The organism is Thermanaeromonas toyohensis ToBE, from assembly GCF_900176005.1.
GTDB lineage: Bacteria > Bacillota > DSM-521 > Neomoorellales > Neomoorellaceae > Thermanaeromonas > Thermanaeromonas toyohensis.
The window spans coordinates 1,010,717-1,031,359 of record NZ_LT838272.1 but is presented as its reverse complement, the minus strand read 5'-3'; the positions used below and the strand labels follow the sequence as shown (position 1 = coordinate 1,031,359).

The 20,643-nt window shown below is 49.3% G+C and carries 25 protein-coding genes; 3 read left to right on the top strand and 22 right to left on the bottom strand.

The genetic code is table 11. The features are described from left to right. Positions 1–34: 34 nt before the first annotated feature. From B9A14_RS05045 to B9A14_RS05005, 9 genes are all read right to left on the bottom strand, one after another. Positions 35–1,039: a sodium:calcium antiporter gene (locus B9A14_RS05045; RefSeq protein ID WP_084667039.1), complete on the bottom strand. Its 1,005-nt coding sequence runs from the start codon at positions 1,037–1,039 to the stop codon at positions 35–37. Positions 1,040–1,289: 250 nt separating this feature from the next. After that, positions 1,290–2,045 (bottom strand): histidinol-phosphatase HisJ family protein, encoded by a 756-nt coding sequence (locus B9A14_RS05040; protein WP_084664490.1) that lies wholly within the window; start codon positions 2,043–2,045, stop codon positions 1,290–1,292. Beyond that, positions 2,035–2,868: an FAD/NAD(P)-binding protein gene (locus B9A14_RS05035; RefSeq protein ID WP_084664489.1), complete on the bottom strand. Its 834-nt coding sequence runs from the start codon at positions 2,866–2,868 to the stop codon at positions 2,035–2,037. The genes B9A14_RS05040 and B9A14_RS05035 overlap by 11 nt, the downstream gene beginning before the upstream one ends. Then, positions 2,861–3,865 (bottom strand): 4Fe-4S dicluster domain-containing protein, encoded by a 1,005-nt coding sequence (locus tag B9A14_RS05030; RefSeq protein WP_084664488.1) that lies wholly within the window; start codon positions 3,863–3,865, stop codon positions 2,861–2,863. The genes B9A14_RS05035 and B9A14_RS05030 overlap by 8 nt, the downstream gene beginning before the upstream one ends. A 16-nt stretch (positions 3,866–3,881) precedes the next feature. Then, the gene (locus tag B9A14_RS05025) at positions 3,882–4,787 is read right to left on the bottom strand and encodes a 4Fe-4S binding protein (protein WP_084664487.1); all 906 of its coding nucleotides are present in this window, start codon (positions 4,785–4,787) and stop codon (positions 3,882–3,884) included. Continuing rightward, a complete protein-coding gene (locus B9A14_RS05020) occupies positions 4,784–5,221 on the bottom strand; it encodes a hydrogenase iron-sulfur subunit (protein ID WP_157109779.1) in 438 nt (145 codons plus the stop codon). The genes B9A14_RS05025 and B9A14_RS05020 overlap by 4 nt, the downstream gene beginning before the upstream one ends. Further along, positions 5,212–7,194, bottom strand: coding sequence for a CoB--CoM heterodisulfide reductase iron-sulfur subunit A family protein (locus B9A14_RS05015; protein WP_084664486.1), 1,983 nt, complete (start codon positions 7,192–7,194; stop codon positions 5,212–5,214). Before B9A14_RS05015 ends, B9A14_RS05020 begins: the two co-directional genes overlap by 10 nt. Then, the gene (locus B9A14_RS05010; protein WP_084664485.1) at positions 7,191–8,090 is read right to left on the bottom strand and encodes a CoB--CoM heterodisulfide reductase iron-sulfur subunit B family protein; all 900 of its coding nucleotides are present in this window, start codon (positions 8,088–8,090) and stop codon (positions 7,191–7,193) included. The genes B9A14_RS05015 and B9A14_RS05010 overlap by 4 nt, the downstream gene beginning before the upstream one ends. Then, the gene (locus tag B9A14_RS05005) at positions 8,087–8,659 is read right to left on the bottom strand and encodes a 4Fe-4S dicluster domain-containing protein (protein WP_084664484.1); all 573 of its coding nucleotides are present in this window, start codon (positions 8,657–8,659) and stop codon (positions 8,087–8,089) included. Before B9A14_RS05005 ends, B9A14_RS05010 begins: the two co-directional genes overlap by 4 nt. Before the next feature lie 145 nt (positions 8,660–8,804). Here B9A14_RS05005 and B9A14_RS05000 point away from each other — a divergent pair, with 145 nt between their 5' ends. Beyond that, on the top strand, positions 8,805–9,728 hold the full coding sequence (locus B9A14_RS05000; RefSeq protein ID WP_084664483.1) for a Na/Pi cotransporter family protein: 924 nt from the start codon (positions 8,805–8,807) through the stop codon (positions 9,726–9,728). Positions 9,729–9,798: 70 nt separating this feature from the next. Here B9A14_RS05000 and B9A14_RS04995 read toward each other — a convergent pair whose 3' ends face one another. After that, positions 9,799–10,983, bottom strand: a complete 1,185-nt coding sequence (locus B9A14_RS04995) for a geranylgeranyl reductase family protein (protein ID WP_172839039.1) — start codon at positions 10,981–10,983, stop codon at positions 9,799–9,801. 132 nt (positions 10,984–11,115) lie between these two features. On the opposite strand from B9A14_RS04995, the gene B9A14_RS04990 reads away from it, so the two are divergent. After that, positions 11,116–11,619: a hypothetical protein gene (locus B9A14_RS04990; protein ID WP_084664481.1), complete on the top strand. Its 504-nt coding sequence runs from the start codon at positions 11,116–11,118 to the stop codon at positions 11,617–11,619. A gap of 139 nt (positions 11,620–11,758) precedes the next feature. Further along, positions 11,759–11,941 (top strand): small, acid-soluble spore protein, alpha/beta type, encoded by a 183-nt coding sequence (locus B9A14_RS04985; protein WP_084664480.1) that lies wholly within the window; start codon positions 11,759–11,761, stop codon positions 11,939–11,941. Positions 11,942–11,981: 40 nt separating this feature from the next. Here B9A14_RS04985 and fliY read toward each other — a convergent pair whose 3' ends face one another. The 12 genes from fliY to B9A14_RS04925 all read right to left on the bottom strand — a co-directional run bounded on the left by fliY (position 11,982) and on the right by B9A14_RS04925 (position 20,637). Next, positions 11,982–13,070, bottom strand: a complete 1,089-nt coding sequence (gene fliY / locus B9A14_RS04980) for a flagellar motor switch phosphatase FliY (RefSeq protein ID WP_084664479.1) — start codon at positions 13,068–13,070, stop codon at positions 11,982–11,984. Next, positions 13,071–14,045, bottom strand: coding sequence for a flagellar motor switch protein FliM (gene fliM, locus B9A14_RS04975; RefSeq protein WP_084664478.1), 975 nt, complete (start codon positions 14,043–14,045; stop codon positions 13,071–13,073). A gap of 13 nt (positions 14,046–14,058) precedes the next feature. Continuing rightward, positions 14,059–14,424, bottom strand: coding sequence for a response regulator (locus B9A14_RS04970; RefSeq protein WP_084664477.1), 366 nt, complete (start codon positions 14,422–14,424; stop codon positions 14,059–14,061). Positions 14,425–14,493: 69 nt separating this feature from the next. Then, positions 14,494–15,111, bottom strand: coding sequence for a chemotaxis protein CheC (locus B9A14_RS04965; RefSeq protein ID WP_231967932.1), 618 nt, complete (start codon positions 15,109–15,111; stop codon positions 14,494–14,496). Then, a complete protein-coding gene (locus B9A14_RS04960) occupies positions 15,090–15,890 on the bottom strand; it encodes a CheR family methyltransferase (protein WP_084667038.1) in 801 nt (266 codons plus the stop codon). The genes B9A14_RS04965 and B9A14_RS04960 overlap by 22 nt, the downstream gene beginning before the upstream one ends. An 11-nt stretch (positions 15,891–15,901) precedes the next feature. Continuing rightward, positions 15,902–16,393, bottom strand: coding sequence for a chemotaxis protein CheD (locus B9A14_RS04955; protein WP_084664475.1), 492 nt, complete (start codon positions 16,391–16,393; stop codon positions 15,902–15,904). Between the two features lie 7 nt (positions 16,394–16,400). Next, positions 16,401–17,174, bottom strand: a complete 774-nt coding sequence (locus B9A14_RS04950; RefSeq protein WP_157109778.1) for a flagellar hook-basal body protein — start codon at positions 17,172–17,174, stop codon at positions 16,401–16,403. Positions 17,175–17,231: 57 nt separating this feature from the next. Beyond that, on the bottom strand, positions 17,232–17,996 hold the full coding sequence (locus B9A14_RS04945) for a flagellar hook-basal body protein (protein ID WP_084664473.1): 765 nt from the start codon (positions 17,994–17,996) through the stop codon (positions 17,232–17,234). Between the two features lie 128 nt (positions 17,997–18,124). Then, positions 18,125–18,637 carry an MltG/YceG/YrrL family protein gene (locus B9A14_RS04940; protein WP_084664472.1) on the bottom strand — a complete coding sequence of 171 codons (513 nt, stop codon included), beginning with the start codon at positions 18,635–18,637 and terminating at the stop codon, positions 18,125–18,127. Beyond that, on the bottom strand, positions 18,619–19,167 hold the full coding sequence (locus B9A14_RS04935; RefSeq protein ID WP_084664471.1) for a hypothetical protein: 549 nt from the start codon (positions 19,165–19,167) through the stop codon (positions 18,619–18,621). The genes B9A14_RS04940 and B9A14_RS04935 overlap by 19 nt, the downstream gene beginning before the upstream one ends. A 48-nt stretch (positions 19,168–19,215) precedes the next feature. After that, positions 19,216–19,974, bottom strand: coding sequence for a FliA/WhiG family RNA polymerase sigma factor (locus B9A14_RS04930; RefSeq protein ID WP_084664470.1), 759 nt, complete (start codon positions 19,972–19,974; stop codon positions 19,216–19,218). A 6-nt stretch (positions 19,975–19,980) separates the two neighbouring features. Then, the gene (locus B9A14_RS04925; RefSeq protein ID WP_084664469.1) at positions 19,981–20,637 is read right to left on the bottom strand and encodes a flagellar brake protein; all 657 of its coding nucleotides are present in this window, start codon (positions 20,635–20,637) and stop codon (positions 19,981–19,983) included. Positions 20,638–20,643 lie beyond the last annotated feature (6 nt).

Below are 20,643 nucleotides of genomic sequence, written 5' to 3'. Positions count from 1 at the left end.
TACTCCGGGCGTGTATTATTAGTTACCGGTTTTTCTACCTTATAATCCCGCTGAAGACCAAAATTACAAAAACCATATAAAAGGCCCCACCACTCATGAGGGTATAGGGTGTGAGATACTTCTTCCGGCGGATCTGCCAGAAAACCATGCCTGCCGAAAGAATAGCCAGGGCTGCACTAATCATAGCTCCCGGAGTAAGATCCCAGCTGGTCATAGTTATCCCCAAGGCAGGCAAAAGGGAGCTCTGGAAGACCATGGCCCCAGTAATGTTGCCTAAAGCCAAGGTATCCTTACCCTTTCCTATCCAGATTATACTATTAAATTTTTCCGGGAGCTCTGTAGCTATGGGCGCTATAATGAGGGATAATACAAAGGCTGGTACGCCTAATAAGCTAGATAGATGTTCCACGCCCCTTACAAAGATCCTAGCCCCCCCTATAATCAATCCAAGGGCTACCAAAACTTGCAGCACCACCAGACCTAGAGAGGGATCTTCGCTACGCCTGGCGAAATAAAGGGGATGTAATTCTTCCTCCTCGTTGTTGCCACTTTCCTGGGTTACTGTGAGATAGGCATAAGTGAAGTAGGCTATAGCCAAGAAAAAGGCTACTATCTGTTTCCATAGATGGGTTTTAAGCAGAGCAGCCAGAATAGCTATAGCATAAACGAGTAAAAAAAACCTAAGGTCGCGCCCCATGATCACTGTGTTAAGGCGCATACGGGGGAAGTCGGGGCGGCGCCCCCGGTAAGCAATTACAGCCACCCCCGTGATAAAAAAAGCCAGAGTACTAAGCATAAAAGGCGCTCCCAAAATAGCTCCTATACCCACTTCTTCTCCTACATGGCCCCCTCCCAATAGGATAGCCACCACAGGGATCATGCTTTCAGGAAGGGCGGTCCCTACAGCTGCCAAAATACTACCTACCGCTCCTTCACCTAAGTTAAGCTTTTTACCTAACCATTCCACACCGTTAGTGAACACTTCAGCCCCTAAAAGGATAACACCGAGACTAATAAGGAGCAATACCAGGTCTACCATAAGCTTTCCCACCTCCATCAAAAAATAAAGAGACCTTCCACCCTCCCCTTTATTGGGCGGTAAGGTCTCGCCTTTTAAACAAACCAGGTCCGGGCTTAAAGCCGTGCTGACGAACCCTGGTACCGGAAAGATCGGTTCTTTTCCAGCCCCAACAGCCTGGAAAACCTCCGGCGGCTACTCCCCTTAAGCCCTATTACCAATAATCTTTCCCTTTAACTTGGCCCTATAAAATAAATTACTGGGCTTTCTACTACTTTAAGGAAACAACCTCCAATTTTCTCTCCCTGAAAGTGACCAGTTGGGTATAGCCTATTCTCTTAAGTAAGCGAACTGCTTTCTCCCTGCTCCTACCCACCTCCTCTGGGTTATGGGCATCCGAGGATATGGTAACCGGAATATTCAGCTCAAAGCAGCGCTGTAACAACTCTACTGAAGGGTAGATTTCCCCGACTGGCTTATATAAGCCTGCAGTATTTACTTCTACCGCTACACCAGCCTGGGCGATAACCCTAAGGGCCGGTTCGGCCAATTCCGCAACAGATCGCCGCGGCTTGTGGCCATATAGTTTTATCAGATCCAAGTGTCCAATAATTTGGAAAAAACCGGTAGAAGCAGCCCGGGCAACCAAATCAAAATAAGTAAAGTATAGCTCGTCCATATCCCAGTCAGCATAAAAGCTTCTTCCGCCCGGGCTATCGAAACCCCAGGGACCGATATCGTGAACAGAAGCGATAAGGTAATCCCAGGGGCGGGAGGCAATGGCCTTTAAATCACACCTTTCAGGCCGGAAACTCACCTCCAACCCCTTTTTTATTTTTATCGGGGATAAGCGAGCCAGCTCTTCAAAAACCCGAAAATCTAAACCATAAAGGTATTCATCGTGCTCAGCAAAACCGAGCTCCATTAGACCCTGCTTTTGGGCTTCCTCAACATAGGGCCAGAGCTGTTCTACTGTATGGGGCGGACCGGTGTGGGCCAAGCCATGAACATGGAGATCAGTACTCATTGGGTAACTGTTTAAGCTGGGCTAGGGTGAACACCGGGCCATCCAAGCACACATATTTGCTCCCTAAGTTGCAGCGCCCGCATTTCCCAATACCGCACTTCATACGCATCTCCAAAGTAGTAACAATTTGGTCGTCTTTAAAACCCAATCTCTCCAAAACCTGCAGGACAAACTTGATCATGATGGGCGGCCCGCAGGTTACCGCCACTTTGCCTTGAGGCGTGGGCTTAAGCTCCTCCACAAAGGCAGGAACAAAACCTTCGTGTCCCGTCCAGGTAGCATCTCCTTTATCTACAGTCACATCCACCCGGCAGTTCTCCACTTTAGGCCAGTTTTCAAAGAGGTCGGTTTTAAAGCAGAGATCCGCCGGAGAGCGAGCACCATAGATGATCCACAAATGTCCAAACTTATCCCGGTGTTCGATACAATAATTGATCAAGGAACGGACAGGGGCCAGCCCTATACCGCCGCCGATGAAAAGTACGTCCTTCCCATAAAACATTTCCAGGGGAAACCCGTTACCATAAGGTCCGCGGATACCAACAGTCTGGCCTATCTCGGCTTCATGGAGGGCCTCTGTGAGGGTACCCACTTTCTTAATGGATATCTCCAAGTGGTCAGGCCCCTGGGAAGTGATGGAAAACATGGCCTCCCCTACATCTAATAAGGATAACATAGCCAACTGACCTGGTAAAGGAGTAAAGGGTTTACCCTGATCAGTAGTTATATAAAAAGTCTTTATATCCGGGGTCTCCTCGACAATATTTATAATCCGTCCTAGCTGGGGTACCAGCGGATTGACCTGTCCAAAGTTTTCAGCCATCCAAGGCCACCTCCTTTATGGCCTGGATTATTTTCGTTATATCCATATGCACTGGGCAGCGGTCCAAGCAGCGACCGCAACCTACACAACCTAACTTGCCATAACGTTCAGGGAAATACTGGAGTTTGTGTAAAATGCGATTGCGTACCCTTTCTTTTCTTGTGGGCCGGGGGTTATGGCCGCCAGCCATACGGGTATACTCTGGAAACATGCACGAATCCCAACATCTGAACTTAAAGCCCCAGTTACCCCTATTTTCGCTCTGGATATCAAAACAATGGCAGGTAGGGCAAAGGAAGGTACAGGCTGCACAACCTACGCACTTATGCCATAGGTCATCCCAGAAGGGATGCTCGAACATCCTTTGCAGCTTCTCCGTAACCCCTTCTAACTCCACCTCGAGGCGAGGACGGACACCAGCAGGAACTTCCTCGGACGTTTCTACCAAGAGACCCCTCACCTTTTCCAGCAACGACCTTCCCGTCTCGCTGGTGGCTTCTAAAAGAAAGCCATCTTCTCCTTCCCAGGCTTGAATATCCACCCCTTCAGCCCGGCCAGGATCTACCCCTAGGGAGGTGCAGAAGCAAGTGTCTAGAGGTTCCCGACAGGCTAGGGCCACTATCAAGGTGTTCTCCCGCCGCTTATGGTAAAATTCATCTATATAACCTTTAGTTAAGAAAACCTCATCTAGGAGTAAGAAACTCCGGGCATCACAAGAGCGGACCCCCACCAATACTCGTTTTTCTTGGGGGGGAGGAAGTTCCTCTAGGAAGGCTGCCTGGCCTTCTACGCGGTACCGGTACATTTCTTCTGTCCGTAAGAAAAATAACTCTTTAGGCGGTACAACTGTGCTTCCCGGCTTAAAATTAACTTCTGTCTGCCCAGTCCAGGGGCGGAAGGTGCTGATGCCATCCGCTTCTTGAGGAATATAGACCGTAGCCCCCTCCGACCATATTGATAAAACTTGAGGCAATTTATCCCGCCTAATCTTTAACATTCTCAGCACCTCCCTTTTATAAGAAGTAATCAGGATCCTCTACCCGGTAGGTACCCAGAGGCGGCGGAGTTTCCGTATCCAGGCCAGCCTCATAAGGCCCGAATAGCTCGTTAAGGTCTTTAATTATCTTCCTGTGCAAGCTCATGATAGGGATCCCTACTGGGCATGCCCGTTCGCATTCTCCACATTCAATGCAACGGCCCGCCACGTGCAAGGCCCGGGTTAAACCATAAAATTCGTTTTCGCTTCTTAAAATGCGCTTGCTGCACCAACCGGATTGTGAGCGATCAAAGATGCACTCCCGACAGTTACAGGCCGGGCATACATTACGGCAAGCATAACAGCGGAGACACCTTTCATACTGCCTTGCCCAGAACTCATAACGCTCATCGGGATTTAAGGCCGACAAGCGCATAACTTCAGCAAAACGAGCTTGAGGTTCCCCTTCCCCCCGGCCCGGCAACTTCTCTCCTGTATCGATAAGCTCATCGTAAATTACAGGTTCGGGATGGGTGCAAAAAGTGCATCTTTCTTCTAGGGGAATACTTTCTAAAGCTTCCGGGCCCTTCCCTTTAGCCTGACGACTATCCCTTACCCCTGGGCAGGTGATACCAATAAGATATACTTTCTCCCTTTCTATTTGCTGATCCTGCAGGAGCCGGTTTACACCTTTTGCATCGCACCCTTTTAAGAATAAGGCTACCTTTCCTTCTAACTGGGTAAAATCTAACAAGTATTTAGCCAGATTGTTGGCACAAAAATCATCCCAGATTAAGCGACCCACTTCTTCCGGCCGGCGGATGAAAACCGGGGAGGAATGATACCACAAGGATCCCTTTTCCCAACCGATAACCCATTGAACTTCGCCCTTTTTAAGAAGTTCCTGTGCCCGTACCCGCATCCTTTCGGTAATCTCGTTCATACCGCATCCCTCAACTTCCTATTGGGCCCTAAAGCCCGGATCTCCTCGGTCATCTGGGTAATTATTTCTGCAAAGCGAGGGCCTTCCGAACCCGAAACCCAGCGCACTTTGAAACGAGCTGGTTCAATACCTATAAACTCTAACATCCGTTCTAGCACAAGCAAACGCCGACGGGCATGATAATTGCCACTAACATAGTGGCAGTCGCCAGGGTGTCAGCCAGCTACTAATACACCATCCGCCCCGCGCTGGAAAGCGCGGAGAACAAATTGGGGATTCACCCTCCCAGAACAAGGTACCCGTATAATGCGGACGTTGGCTGGATAGGATAGGCGATTTAGCCCAGCCAGATCCGCCCCAGCATAGGCACACCAGTGGCAGCAAAAAGCAATTATTTTAGGCTCCCAACAGCTGGCTTCCTGATTTACAGACATGCTGCATCCACCTCCGCTAATATCTGCTCATTACTGAAGCCGCGCAAATTCAAGGCACTGGACCTGCACACAACAGTGCAGGCACCGCAACCTTGGCATAACCCTATATTAACGCTAGCTACCTGGCGGGTTATGGTTTTACCGGCTACTCGCTCGGTAATGGTTTTCATTTCAATGGCCTTGTAGGGGCAGATAGGCTGACACAGACCACAACCAGAGCACAAACTCTCATCCACTGTAGATGTCATGGGATCGGTAGCCATTTCATCTTTGCTCAAAAGTTGGCATACTTTTACTGCGGCACCGCTAGCCTGGGCCACTGTATCCGGGATATCTTTAGGTCCCTGGCAGGCCCCCGCTAAGAATACTCCTGCTGTGTAGGTCTCCACTGGCCGCAGTTTGGGATGGGCTTCTTGGAAAAAGCCATCCTTATCCGTGGCCAGCCCTAACATCTTGGCCAACTCCTCCCAACCACGGCTAGGTACCATAGCTGTGGCCAGGACCACCAGATCAGCGGCTACCGTCACCTGCCTACCCAGGAGAGTATCCTCGGCGCAAACTATAAGTTTATCCCCCTCCTGGTAGATCCGGCTTACTCGTCCTCGAACGTATACTGCACCTTCATGGACAGTCCGAGAATAGAATTCTTCGTAAGCTTTACCCGGGGTACGGACGTCCATATAGAATACAATAGCCTGCGCATCTGGTATTTTCTCTAACACCTGATGAGCGTGTTTAGCCGTGTACATACAACAGGCACGGGAACAATAACTTTTGCCCTTAGCCTCATCCCGGGAACCCACACATTTGATAAATACTACAGTTTGGGGCTCCTTTCCATCTGAGGGTCGTATGATCTTGCCACCCGTCGGGCCGGAAGCGCTGTTCATGCGCTCAAAATGCATACTAGTGATAACATCTGGGTAACGGCCATAACCGTACTCTCCATATACTTGCTCCCAAGGGAAAAGTTCATAACCCGTAGCCACTACAATAGCCCCGAAGTTTTCAGTAATAATTTCGTCCTGCTGCTCATAGTCTACAGCCTTAGTTGGGCAAACCTTCTGGCATATGCCACACTTGCCCTTAGTAAACTGGCGGCAGTGCTCTTTGTCGATGACCGGTACTGCGGGAACAGCTTGGGGGAAGGGTACATATATAGCCTTGCGCTTACCCAACCCCAAGTCAAACTCGCTATCCACCTTCGTAGGACATTTCTCCCAGCAGGTACCGCAACCGGTACACTTAGTAGCATCTACCATCCGGGCTTTCTTACGAATGGTTACTTGGAAATTACCCACATAACCGGATACCTGTTCTACCTCTGCATAGGTCATTACTTGAATTTGAGGGTGCTGCGCCGCAGCAACCATCTTAGGTGTGCTTATTCAGGCTGAACAGTCTAAGGTGGGGAAAGTCTTATCCAGTTTAACCATATTCCCCCCTATGGTAGGCTCCCGGTCTAGCAGAACTACCTCATACCCTGCATCAGCAATATCCAAGGCCGCCTGCATACCGGCTATGCCAGCTCCTATGACCAGGGCTCGCTTGGTAATGGGAATAGTACTGGGCTTAAGAGGAGAATTAAGGGAGGCCTTAGCTACAGCTATGCGTACCAGCTCTATGGCTTTAGCTGTAGCACCTTCCTTGTCCTTAGCATGAACCCAGGCACACTGTTCACGGATATTAGCCATTTCTAGAAGGTAAGGATTGAGCCCTGCGCTTTCCAGGGTCTTACGGAAGGTGGGCTCATGAAGCCTAGGTGAGCAAGAAGCTACCACCACGCGGTTCAAGCGTTGATCCTTAATGCTCTTGCGTATAAGCTCCTGCCCAGGATCGGAACACATATACTGGTAATCAGTAGCAAAGACTACCCCAGGAAAACCCCGGGCCGCCTCTGCTACCCGTTTAACATCCACCACCGAGGCGATATTCGTTCCACAGTGGCAGACAAAGACTCCTACGCGTTTCAAGCTGTCTCCCTCCTTGTGGCAGGATGCCGTAAAATCTCCTTAGCTTCCAATAAAGGTAACGGATTAACAAAATGTTTAGGTAACCCTAGATCCCTAGGTGCATAACCCAAGGCTATTCCCATAAGTTCAGTAAAGTAGAATATAGGGAGACCAAGTTCCTCCCGAAAGCGGCGCTGGACCTCTGCTTGTCGCATATCTAAATTAAGGAAGCATAAAGGACAAGCTACAGCTACGCAGTCTGCGCCAGCAGCTTTGGCCTGCCTTAAGATACGGAAGATGGGCAAAAGCCCTATATCCGTCCGGGAAGTAGCGAGACTAGCACTGCAGCATTCAGTCTTAAAAGCCCACGACACCGGCGTACCACCTAAGGCTTCCACCAGACGGTCCATGGTTTGGGGATCTTCAGGATCATCGAAGGCTGTAAGCTTCGGTGGCCGGACCAGGAGGCAACCGTAATAGGCCGCCACTTTAAGACCTGTCAGCGGCCGGGTAACTAAATCGCGGATCTTGGCCAAGCCCACTACATTTACTACTACGTCCAGGAAGGCCCGCACTTCCCCCTGCCCCTGGTAATCCATTCCGATTATCTCCTTTATGGTGTTGCGCATCTCTTCGGATCCGCGCACCGCCGCCTGGGCCGCTTTAAGCCGGTTAAAACAAGCAGCGCAAGGGACAGCCACATCCAGGCCCTCCCTTTCAGCCAGAGCCAGATTTCTGGCTGGAAGGGCGAGGGCTAAGAGATGATCGGTATTATGGGCCGCTGAAGCCCCACAACAGTTCCATTCTGGAATCTCCCATAACTCAACACCCAGGTGCTTGGCCACCACCTTGGCAGAAGTATCATATTCTACTGCCGTAGCGTGGAGGGAGCACCCAGGGTAATAGGCGTATTTCAATGCCCATCACCTCCTCGGGATCGCACCCGCTGAAAAATAGCTCTAATAGCACCTTCATCTTTGATCCGGGTAGGGAAGGGGTTTATCTTACCGTTTAAAAACAGAGGGGGCGCAAGTGCTACATCTTTAAAAATCTGGCCAGATTGCAGGTTAAACTGAACCATAAGCCCCATCTCGTGCACCCTTCCGTAACGTTCCACAGAACTTAAGAAGGCCCGGTCAAAGAGGTGTACCTTCTTATCCGTCACCAGACCGCCCTGGGCGGCCTCCTGTCGTAAGGCCTCCATAAGCCGCGGTAAGTCCACTTCCCGGGGGCAACGGGTATAACAGGCCTGGCAATGTGCGCATATCCAAATGGTCCGGCTTTTTAAGGCTTCATCGATAAAGCCCAACTGCAGCAAACGTATTATCTGCCGGGGGGTATAATCCATGGCAAAGGCCATGGGGCACCCCGCTGAACATTTGCCACATTGATAGCAATTCTTTATGTCCACACCGCTCTTTTCTTCTACACGCTTAAGTAAATCCCTATTTTGAGCCAGCGCAGCCGCCAACTCCCGGGGTTCCATACCTTTCACCTCTTTTGCAAATCCAAACTGTAACTTTTATTTCTCCTTTAAGTCTTAAAATCCTCTTGGCTTCACAAAAAGTCTAGGTCTAAAACAAAAAAATCTGCCGTAGAGTCTTGTACGGTTAGGGAACTACCGTAGGAGGATGGCCATGGGGGCAATACTCTTCTGGTTCACCATGGGTATAGGGATACTCTTGCTCGGAGTGTATTTATTACGCTCTGGTCTTATGGCTTTAAGTCATAGCCGCCTAGAAAGGTTCTTGCGCCAGGCTACCCATACCCCTTGGAAGGGTTTTATCTGGGGTGCTTTAGCCACGGCCTTGGTACAATCCAGCACAGCTACCACTGTATTGACTGTGGGGATGGTAGATAGCAAAGCCATCTCCTTTTATCAAGGTTTAAGCCTGATCCTGGGTGCCAATGTAGGAACTTGCCTTACCGTCCAGCTCCTAGCCTTTGACCTACAAGCCCTGGCCTGGCCAGCCATCATCTTGGGAACACTTTTTCTTATACCCCGCCCCTCCCGAGCAGTAGGCTTAAGTTTATGGGGCTGTGGGCTTATCTTTTATGCTCTTTCTCTTATGTCTAGCGCTTCCACACCCTTAAGGGATAGCGCAGTGTTACCTGGGTTTTTAACCGCAGCAAGTAACTCCCCCTGGCAAGCCCTTCTGGTAGGGACAGCCTTTACCGCCCTTCTCCATTCCAGTAGCGCTATGACAGGAATAGCCATGGTACTAACCGCTCAAGGAGTGGTGCCTTTACCCGGAGCCTTAAGCATAGTCCTAGGGGCCAACATCGGTACCTGCAGCACGGCTTTAGTGGCTGCCCTATTTTCCTCGCGCGCAGCCCAGCGCACAGCATTAGCCAATCTCTTAATCAACGTCGCTGGAGCTTTAATAGTTCTCCCTTTTTTATATACCGTTGCACCTTTACTTTCCCTTGCTTCCCCCAATCCAGCCCGGCAGGTAGCCCACTTCCACACCCTTTTTAATCTTTTGTCCTCTCTTGTTGCCCTTGGTCTCCTTAAACCTCTGTCTGCATTTTTAACCTGGCTCGTACCCGACTAGTTACCATTAATTCTATCTCCCCACTCCCTTCTTTGAAAATCAGCTGGTCTACCATAACGCTCATTTCCAATCAGAAAAAGTTCCTTTGAAAAATCCGGTACCTAGCGTATAGATACTCCCACAACTCAGGATAAGTCCGGGCCCCACAGAGCACCTCCACAAGCCGGCGAGCTACCTCTCTATTGGCCAGTACCAGACGGTGTATTAAAGGAGTAAAAGCATAAACTACCCTAGCTATACGGTGGGCATAGTGGAGGTGGGGTAATAACTGGGAATTAATAGCTTTAGAATACTCCCTTAACTCTCCCCTTCCCTGGAAAAAAGAAAAAACAGTAGCTGCTGCCAACCGCCCGCTTTTTAAAGCATAATAAAGGCCCTCACCAGAAAAAGGATCTACTAAACCGGCCGCATCACCCACCAACAATCCATTGCTGGTATTTAAGGAAACCTCTCCAGGAATAGCGGAAGGAATAAGGGTTCCCCGGCAACGTATCCCTGGCTGCAATGGTAACTCCAAGCCCTGGCAAAACTTCTGGAAAAGGGATTTAAGATTTTTTACTCGCCGGTTAAAGGAACCTATACCCACTGAAAGATGGGTAGCTTTAGGAAAAACCCAAGCGTAACCACCTGGTATGTTTCCATAACTTAATACTAAAGAATGGCGGTATTTATCTAAGATCCTCTCAGGTACTGGCAATTCGCATTCTAAGGCTATACCTAAGGCTCGAGCCAGGCGAAAGGGAAGTTGGCGTGCCACCAGGCTCCGGGCTCCGTCAGCTCCTATTATCACCCGGGCTTTAAAGCTCTCCCGTCCAGCATATATTCTTACTTGCCCTTCTTCTTCTACTATCCTTTCCACCCTATACCCATCCCGCACTTCGGCCCCAGCAGTGGAAGCCTTTTCCACTAGCCAAAAATCAAGGCGATCTCGCATAATCAATTTGACGACTGGACCTTCAAAAGTAACTTCCAATGGTTGCTTTTCCCTATGGTAGAAGATAACCTGGCAAGCAACATCTTCGACTAGGGCCTCCCAGCCAGGTGGTAGCTCCCCCCAGGCCTTCTTAGTCAGCCCACCTCCACATGGTTTATAGCGAGGTATCTTATCTTTTTCACAAAGCAAAACTTTAAGGCCCGCCTGCGCAAGCTCCCTAGCTGCCGTGGCCCCCGCGGGTCCTGCTCCACAAACTACTACATCGAAAACCAAAAAGCTCACCTTCTTCTTAAGCTTTAAGTAAAATTTTTTAAACGACAAGCACCGAATTCCTGCTTAGGATCTTGGTAATTTGTTAAAATCATGGAGCCCTTGTATAGCCACAAGGTTATAAGAAAATAATAAGCTTGTTAGAACAAAGCTACAATCAAGTAAACGAGGAGGCGAGAAGTGATGCTTAAAACAGTAATAGGAGTTTTCAGCAACGAACGGGTAGCTAGAGAAGCGGTGGATGACCTGCGCCGCGCGGGTTTTGATAAGGAAATATCTATCTTGGCTAAGGATAGAGGACGGGGGGAAGGTGGAGGAGAAGGTAATGAGGGTGGGTTGGCCATGGGCATGGGAGGCGACACTGGTATCGCTGAAGGTGTTACCACCGGAGGTGTACTGGGTGGCCTAATGGGCCTTGCCGCCGGTGCAGGAGCTTTAGTAGTACCTGGTCTGGGTCCCTTAGTTGCTGCCGGCCCCATAGCTGGACTGCTTTCTGGAGCCGCTACAGGAGGCATAGCAGGCGGCCTCTTGGATTGGGGAATCCCAGAAGCGGAAGGCCGGCGTTATGAAGAGGATGTAAAACAAGGGAAAATACTGGTATCCGTACGCTGCAGTGCAGACCGGGCTGCACAAGCAGCCACCATTTTAAAAAACCACGGTGCAGAAAATGTGCGTACCCACGGGTAAACCTTAGGGCCTAAGATATCCAACAAAACCATACTAGGCTTTAATCACCCAGTAACCCCCGCGTATTAAGCTCCACCCGCTAGGGTATTCTTTTTTATAAAGGTGGTGCAGCTTAAAGCGCATTAAAGGGGGCTAAAATATGGCTAGAAGGCGCCAAGTTATGTCCGAGGCTCTAAAATATGAATTAGCTAAAGAGCTCGGCGTATATGACATTGTTGCCACAGAAGGTTGGGGTGGTGTACCATCCCGGCAGTGCGGCAACCTGGTGCGACTGGCCATAGAGAAGGCCGAACAAGCTTTGGCTAACAACAAGCCTCTGTAGCTGCCCACCTGTACCGGGGTCAAAAGGCCCCGGTAAATTTTTACTTACGCAAGTGAGTAATGCGTTCATAACGATCTAGGATATTGGTAATCCGGACCCCAAAGTTTTCGTTAACGACTACCACCTCACCCCAGGCGATGAGGGTACCGTTTACCAAGATTTCTACAGGTTCATCGGCCATCTTATCCAGTTCTACAATACTCCCTGGCCCCAGGCTTAGAATCTCTTTAATAGATTTAATAGTGCTGCCCAACACTACCTCGATATCTAGCGGGACATCTAGAATAAGCTCTAGATTCCTAGGTGTACCCCCGAAAACCTGAGGGGGCCGTGTGTTAGTTTCCACAGATGAAGAGGAAGGCGGGGGAGGCGCTGGAGCAGGCGTTTTAGTTTCTGGTGGTGGAGAAGACTGGGACCCTGCTACAGGGGATGGCTGGCTCGTAGCTGAGCTAGCTGCGGTAGGGGCTGAAGGTGTTGGGGTCAAAAGCATCCCTACTTCCTGTTTAGCCACTTCCACCGGCATAACTTGCATAATCTCGCTCTCCAGAAGATCTACAATCTCCATTTTGAAGGAAACTACAACTATAGGCTCCCCTGGTGGCCAGGGAGAAGCAAAAGATTCCTGGGGGAAATCTATAGAAACCACCCGTGGCGGTGAAATTTTAACTCCCCGATTAAAGATAGTGGACATGGAGGTGGCAGCCGAACCCATCATCTGATTCATAGCCTCGCCCAGGGCGCTCTCCTCGATTTCATCTAGCTTTTCTTTATCCACCTGGCCGCTACCACCCATCATTAAGTTGGCTATTACAGCTGCATCGCGCGCTTTTAAAATAAGAAGGTTAGAACCCGACAAACCTTCCGTAAAATTTACTTCTACAATCATATAAGGGATTTGAAAAGAAGCGAAAAGTTCCTCAGGCGTGGTTACTCTGGTAGAAGGAGCAGTGATTAAAACCTTGCGGTTTAAAATCTGTGATAATGCGGTAGCGGCACTGCCCATGGAAATGTTCCCGATCTCTCCTAGGGCATCCTTCTCCTCTTCTGTAAGGTCCTGCATTGGTGTAGAAGGAGGCAACTCTCCCTTAAGCAGAGCATCGATCTCTTCCTGAGACAAAAACTCCGACATTTAGATTACCTCCGTTATTTGTACAGCCCTTTTTCTGCCCATAAGCCCGGGCTGGACTTTAAATTTGAGAAGACCATCTACGTGTAGTTCCAGATCTTCGCCTAAAGTAGAGTCCAAGGTAATGACGTCACCCGCTTGGAGCTGTAAAAAATCGCGTACTTTAAGCTTGGCCCGCCCACAGTAGGCAATCAGTTCTACAGGGACCGGAGCCAAAATTTTAGCCACAGTCTCCCGCCAATCCACCCTTTCTTCTTTCTCCACAGCACCAGCGAACCACTGAGTGGCGGACAGCCGAGATATAACCGGCTCCAGCATCATGTATGGGAGGCAAATGTTCATAAGCCCTTCGTTCTGACCAATAGTAGTAGCTAAGGTCACCACAGCTACTATATCATTGGGTGACATAACCTGAACAAACTGGGGATTAGTCTCCATGGATTCCAATTTAGGGGTAACTGGATATACGTCGCTCCAGACATAGGTTAGTTGTTCCAAGAGGCGGCCATTCAGCCTTCTTAAGACATGGCGCTCGATAGCTGTAAGCTCCCTTGTCGATGCGCTCATCTCCCCCCGGCCTCCAAAGAGAAGATCAATCACTGGGAACACAAAAGCCAAGTTTGTCTCTAGGATAGCTGTACCTTTTAAAGGCTCCAGGGTAAAAAGAGTAAGCAGGGTAGGTGCCGGCAGGGAAACGATGAAATCCTCGTAGGTCATCTGTTCCACGGAGACAATTTTGACCTGTATATTGGCGCGAAGATAAGCGGAAAGAAAGTTAGCTACCAGCCGCCCGTAGTTTTCATGGATCATGTAAAGGGTGCGTAAATGCTCCTTGGACAGCTTATTAGGTCGGCGGAAGTCGTATTTCTTAGCTTTAGGTCTTTGTTCCTCTTTCCTAATGTCTTCAGGTTTAACTTCCCCTGTGCTTAAAGCAGCAAGAAGGGCATCTATTTCCTCTTGGGACAATATCTCTGCCATGGACAGGCCCCCTTTACTGCCCTAGAACCTTTTGCAAAGCCTGGAGCACTCTCTCCTGCTGGAAGGGTTTAACAATAAAATCCTTGGCTCCCGCCTGAATGGCTTCCATTACCATGAGCTGCTGCCCCATAGCGCTACACATTATAATCTTGGCGTTAGGATCGATCTTCTTTATAGCTTTAACCGCAGCAATACCATCCATCTCCGGCATGGTAATATCCATGGTCACTACATCAGGCTTAAGCTGCTGGTAGAGCTCCACCGCCTTTTGGCCATTTTCAGCTTCCCCAGCTATCTCATATCCATTCTTAGTCAAAATATCCTTGATCATCATCCGCATAAAGGCGGCATCATCCACTACCAAAACCCTCTTACCCATATATGCTCCTCCTCCATAAAATCCCAATTAAAGATTTAAAGATCCTTTTTAAAGAGCCTTTTTACAGATTTAGAAATTAACTCCTAGTGATTCCATTATAACACCTAGAGCTTGCTCCTCGGGTATCAGGAAAAAATAGCCGCTAATTTTAGCCTCTGGGCTATAAAACTGGGTTTCTATAACTAAAGCCTGGTCTGAGAAATACCCTCCTTCGAGGAAAGCTGAACTTAACACCGCCCCGAGCATGTCGAAAGCAAAGGCCGGTACCGAAGGAATAAACTCTAACCGGCAAAATTCGGCAAAAGCGGTAAGAAAAGAACCGGTTAAGATATTGCCTACCTCCATCAATACGGAAACACCCATATTATCCAGTTGCTGGGTAGTTCCTGACGGCTGTCCTAACAAAAAATCTACCAGGGAAAAAGCGCTCTCCTGAGTCAAGAGGAAAAAAATCTTTCCTGGCGCCTTCCCTGTTACACCAAACTCCACACAGGCTACTGGATCTTCTTCTTGCCCGATTAAGTTAGGGATTTCCCTTAAAGGGAGCACTCCGGCCCGGGGAACGTTCATGTTAATCCGCTGATTGAGCATGGCCGCCAAGGCCGTAGCTGCATTACCGGCTCCAATATTACCTATTTCTTTGAGGACATCTAAATGAAAAGCATCTAGGTGATCCCAAGTCCCCACTTCCTCGCCTCCTCCGGACGACGGTAAAACCAAGGTGCCAATTTTTCAAAGCCTATCTCCCGGTACTGGAAGATGCTCTCGGTAGCCCCTATAAAAAGCACTCCTCCCGGGGCCAAAGACTTATAAAATTGGCGGTAGAGCCGGTCCTGCACTTCGGTGGTAAAATAAATAGTTACATTACGGCAAAGTATAAGATCATAATCCTGACCATAAGGGTCGCTTAACAGATCATGCTGCCTAAAGGTGACCAGCTCCTTAATCTCTGGAACAAGATGAAAGTTTTCTCCTTCTTGCCGAAAATAACGTCTAAGCCGTTCTGGACTTACGGCTTGGACCGCCCGCCGGGGATAAATCCCTCGCCGGGCTGCCTCCAGGGCTCCTAAATCCACATCGGTGGCTTCAATACGATGCCGTACCTTGGGGGTTAACTCCTTAAGGATTATAGCTACTGAATAGGGTTCCGGTCCATCAGCACAAGCTGCGCTCCAAATTTTAAGTACCTGTCTTCTTTTTAAGAGTTCGGGTAAGATCTCTTTCTCCAACCGCTGGAATAACTCCGGGTTCCGGAAAAACTCCGAAACATTAATAGTAATTTTATCTACAAATCTTTGCCACTGATCCGGATCCCGGTTGAGGAGTTCCCAATATTCCTGATAGCTTTGCACATTGAGGCTAAACATTAGGCTCTCAATACGGCGTTTAAGCTGCGGCTCTTTGTAGCCTTCCAGATAAAGGCCAAAACGCCGGTATATCCTTTGTTTAAATTCCTTAAAATCCATAAGCCACCTCATCAAATCTCCCTTAAAGGTCGCCCTAGTGCCCGGATAAAAACTCTACCGCTGGCTGTGTCTAAGATCATGGTCCTTCCATAATTACCCCCTGTGTCCTGCGCTACTACAGGTATCCCTAAAGCTTGTAAAGTTTTCAAAACCATAGTTGCGTTGCGCTCTCCGATGTTTAAAGTAGTCAAACGATGGTCGGCCGAGGAAAACATCTGGGCGCCTCCAGCTACTTTGGCTATGATACTCCCTTTGCTAGCCCCCCACCTCAGCATCTCCTCTACGAGGTCGGGTATAGCTAGGTCAGCAAATTTGGCCCGGTTGGTTATCTCCTGGAATTGTTTGCTATCCGGCAGCATTACATGAGCTAAACCGCCTATGGCTGCCCTCTGGTCGTAAAGGGCCACTCCGACACAAGAACCTAATCCTAAGGTTATAAGCCTCTGGGGCTCCCGCGCTATCTTCCATTCTCCTATACCAACCTTAATATCTTCCACAGCCATGGAACTCCTACCGCCGTAAATTGTTAGCTATTCCCCACATTTCATCAGCTATCCTGGCAGCGCGGGCATTTACTTCATATACCCGCTGGGCAAGGAGCATATGTACAAGGGCCTCGGCCAAATCCACATTACTAGCCTCTAGATAACCTGGAAGGAGGCTTACCCCCGCCCCCGGTCCTGGAAGGATGGGCCTGGGGTCACCACTAGCCGGTGTAGGCCGAAAGAGATTATTCCCTGTAGCCTCCAAGCCACCTGGATTTTCCACCAGGTATACTTCCACTTGCCCCAAAACTTCCTCTTTCCCGTTCGGAGCCAAGGCCACAAGAGCACCATCGGGGCTGAAGCGCACAGATCTATAGCCCTCAGGTACCGTGACCTTGGGTAGCAACCGATAACCCGAGCTATGTATCACTTCTCCCCTCTCGTTCAAGTGGAAAGCCCCATCCCGGGTAAGGTAGAGCTCACCATGGGGACCCTCCACCCCTAGGAAGCCTCTCCCTTGGATAGCCAGATGTAAAAGGTCACCGGTAGCCACTAGGGATCCCGGGGCCAAATCCTTAGCCGCATCCACCAGGCGTACTCCGGCGCCTATAGCTGGGGGTGATGTGCGTTCTACCGGCATGCCACGCTCGGTAATAGGCCGATAGACTAGATCAGAAAAGCTGGGAAGGCTTTTTTTATACCCTGTAGTATTTACGTTGGCTAGGTCATGGGCTAAAAGATCTATATGTACCACCTGAGCTACCATGCCACTAGCACTGTTCCATAAAGCCCGCAACATGGTACGAACTTCCCTCCTCCCCCAAAGCATTTACTTTAAATCCATATTCTTAAAGACTTAACGTACGGTTCCTAGTTCGTTTACTACCTTGCCTAAAAGTTCATCCTGTACCTGAATAACTTTTTGCCCAGCTTCATAGGCGCGTAAGGCGGATAGCATATCTATAATTTCACGTACCCCATCGAGGTTGGGCTTTTCTAAAAACCCCTGCTTAACCTCGACTCCTACCGCCTCTTGGGGTACAGCTTCGGGCGGAGCCATAAAGAGGTTATTTTCTAGCCTTTGCAGGGCTTGGGGCTGCTCAAAGTTCACCAAAAGAAGGCGGTCTATCTCTCGATCCTCTACCCATACCCGCCCTTGGGTATCCACCCACCATCTGCCCTCTCCTACCCGTAAAGGACCGGACTGGCCTAAAACAGGGGAACCTTCTGTCGTCTCTAAGTACCCTGTAGGTCCCACTCTGAAATAGCCGTTGCGAGTATAACGGATCTCCCCTCCGACCTGGACAGCGAAAAAGGAAGGTGGTTGTCCAGGCCTATCTACCAAAGCCAGGTCTGTAGAACGGCCTGTTTCCTCCAAAGGGCCTGGAGAGAAATCTACCTCCACCGCATCCACCATAACTCCCGGGCTAAAGGTGCCTACCGCTCCCTGGGAATATTGTCCCTCCAGGCGTAGAAGAAGAACTTCCGGAAAACTGCGTTGGGTAGCATAAGCCGCTTTATAGCCTGTCGTAGTAGCATTAGCCAGGTTGTGGCTAATTGTTTCCTGCCTAAGTTGTTGTACTACCATCCCGGTAGCGGCCAGGTAAAGACCCCTCATCATAGGTCTACACTCCCTTAATTCCTAGTAAACCTAATCTTCTGGGCAATCCCCCGTTCTTGATTCGGACCCTTGATTTAGATTTAGATTTCAAGATCCGGCGATCTCTTAAAGTTACTTTTAAACGTTTCCTATTCCGTCAAACGCTTAAGGATCCCTGCTACATCGCCCCGTGGTAAATAATACGACCCCGCCTTTAATTTTCCTGTTACTCCTGCTTTACGGGCTTCAGCTTCTAATAAAGCTCTCGAGACTACTCCTTGTTTTTCTAAAAGGGCCGCAATATCCTCTAAGGTAGCACCGGGAGGGATAGTTACCAAGACCTCTTCATGCTCCTTAGAGCTAACACCGTAAGAAGTAACCTGTTTCTCTAGCAAAGGTTGGCTAGAATTAGACGGGTTTCTGAGTTGGCCCGGGTTATCCGGAGCATCTTTACTGCTTGAAGTAGAAGATTTAAAATCGAAAGGTACCACTTCTTCCCGGAAAACCATACCGTATCCCCGGGCGCGACTTATAATTTCTTCCTTGCTGGGTTCAGATGGTACTAAGGTAAGGAAAAGACCCACCAAAAACCAGCCTAATCCGATACCTAACCCCAGAAGAGCCCAAGGTCCTGGTATTCCTTTTAACCTCTTAAACGCCATAAACGTAAGATTAATTCTATTTCACCCTTTCCCCTGCCTAAACGCTTGGCTATGCTTTCCAGGGTCTCTCCCGCTTCCCAAGCTTCTACTATATCTTCCACATCGAGATTTTTGTGGGGCTGCCTGGAGGAGGCCCGAACTTCTGAAACATGAGGTTTTGATGCTTTAGCCCCACCAGGTCCCTTTAAAGCCCTACCTAGATACTCTTGAAAAGAGCCCCTCACTTCCCTAATGTCCGGGCCCATGTCAGGGATCCTGGTCGTCCTCACTGTCTCTACTGGTTTCCCTTTAGGCTCCTGTTGTTGCCCCAGCTGGATACGTTCTACTTCCTCTTTCGGCCCCGCCTCCAGTAGAAAACCTGAGGTAGTGCTAACTTCCAAATAGGGCTTTTTTTCTAGTTTCTGCCTCCGTTCCGGAAGCAGTTCTGACCGGACTTCCTTTACACCATACGGTTCCGGCTCGCCCCTCAATTCTTCATCTCTTGGAAAAGATCGTAGCTCTTGGAAAGCGGAAGGCCAGCAGATTAACATGATTATAACTCCAAGAAGTAAAAATATGTACCCCGTACTTTTCCCTCCCTACAGATAATCGGCAAGCTTATTACGAAGGTTAAGCAAAGCGCGGCCATGGAGTTGGCAAACCCTGGATTCGGAGATCTGCAGTACCTCGCCTATCTCTTTTAAGGTTAATCCTTCGTGATAATAAAGGGTCAGGATCAACCGGTCCCGCTCATTCAAAGTTCGTAGGGCTTCCTTAAGAGCTCTACGTAGTTCCTCTTGTTCCAAGCGTTGGTCCGGCGCCGGGCTCTGGGTATCGGCTAACAGTTCTCCCCTACGTACCGTTTCCTCCCTTTCTTCGTTTAAAAGAAATTCCTCTAAGGAAATAATGGCCATCTGGGCCCCCCTCTCCAGAAGCCCCTGCAATTCACTAACCTCTAACCCAGCTGCTGCCGCCACCTCTTCGTCTCGAGGTTCTACCCCCTGTTCTTGTTCCAGTCGCCGGTACACAGCGCTAACTTGCTTAAGCTTCTCTATTAATGTTCGCGGTGCCCAGTGGGCTCGTCTTAACGCATCTAAAACTGCGCCGCGGATCCTGCGGGCGGCAAAGGCTTCAAAACTTACCCCCCGGGAAGGATCATAACGATCAATGGCTTCAAGCAGGCCTATTATCCCGTAACCTAGGAGATCTTCTTGATCCAGGGAGGGAGGTGGTTTTACAGCCAGCCGCCCCACAATGTATTTGACCAGGGGCAAATACTTGAGGGCTAGCTCTTGTCGCACCTTTTCATCTCTCTCGCTGGCAAAGGATTGCCAGAGATCCAAGTTATTGACCGCCATGTCCCTCTACCCCTCTTGCCACCTTTCTTTCAAAAGGCGCTGGAAAACAAACCGCATGATCCGGTCTACATCCCTTTCGGTCAACCCTTCAAAGGCCAAGCCGACTTCATACCGCTCTAGGCCATCTACAACCCTTATACCTACCCGTTTTACGCGGCCCTTCACCACTAGGGGTTCTCTCCCGTCCGGAAGAGGAAGGCTTAACCATAAAAAGCTATTTACTTCCGGTTTCTCTTTTAAAATGAGCTGGGCGCCCCCACCACTTAAATCTACAGTATAAGCTTTCTTAAAAAGATGGGGGGGAATAGCCGGATCGCTTTCTTCAGTACCCAAAGCATAGCACACCTCTAAGGTAACTTTAGCCCTGACAAACCTCCGTTCCTGTACCCGTTTTACTTCTTTCGGTAGACTAAAGTAATAAAGATGGAGGGGTTCAGTTACTATACGTTCTAAGGTGCTCTGAAACTCATACCGGGCATCAGGGGCTAGGACTTCCACCTTCACTTTTTCTCCCAACCTTAAAGCCGCGCTTCCCTCCTGAGGTGCCAAGACAGCAAAGGTGTCCTGGGTAAGCTCCTGGATAACCGACCGGAAAGGTTGCCCGCCCCAGAGTGGCTTTATAGTTACACTTCTGTTGACCTGCAAAAAATAGTGTTCAGGCATAAAACT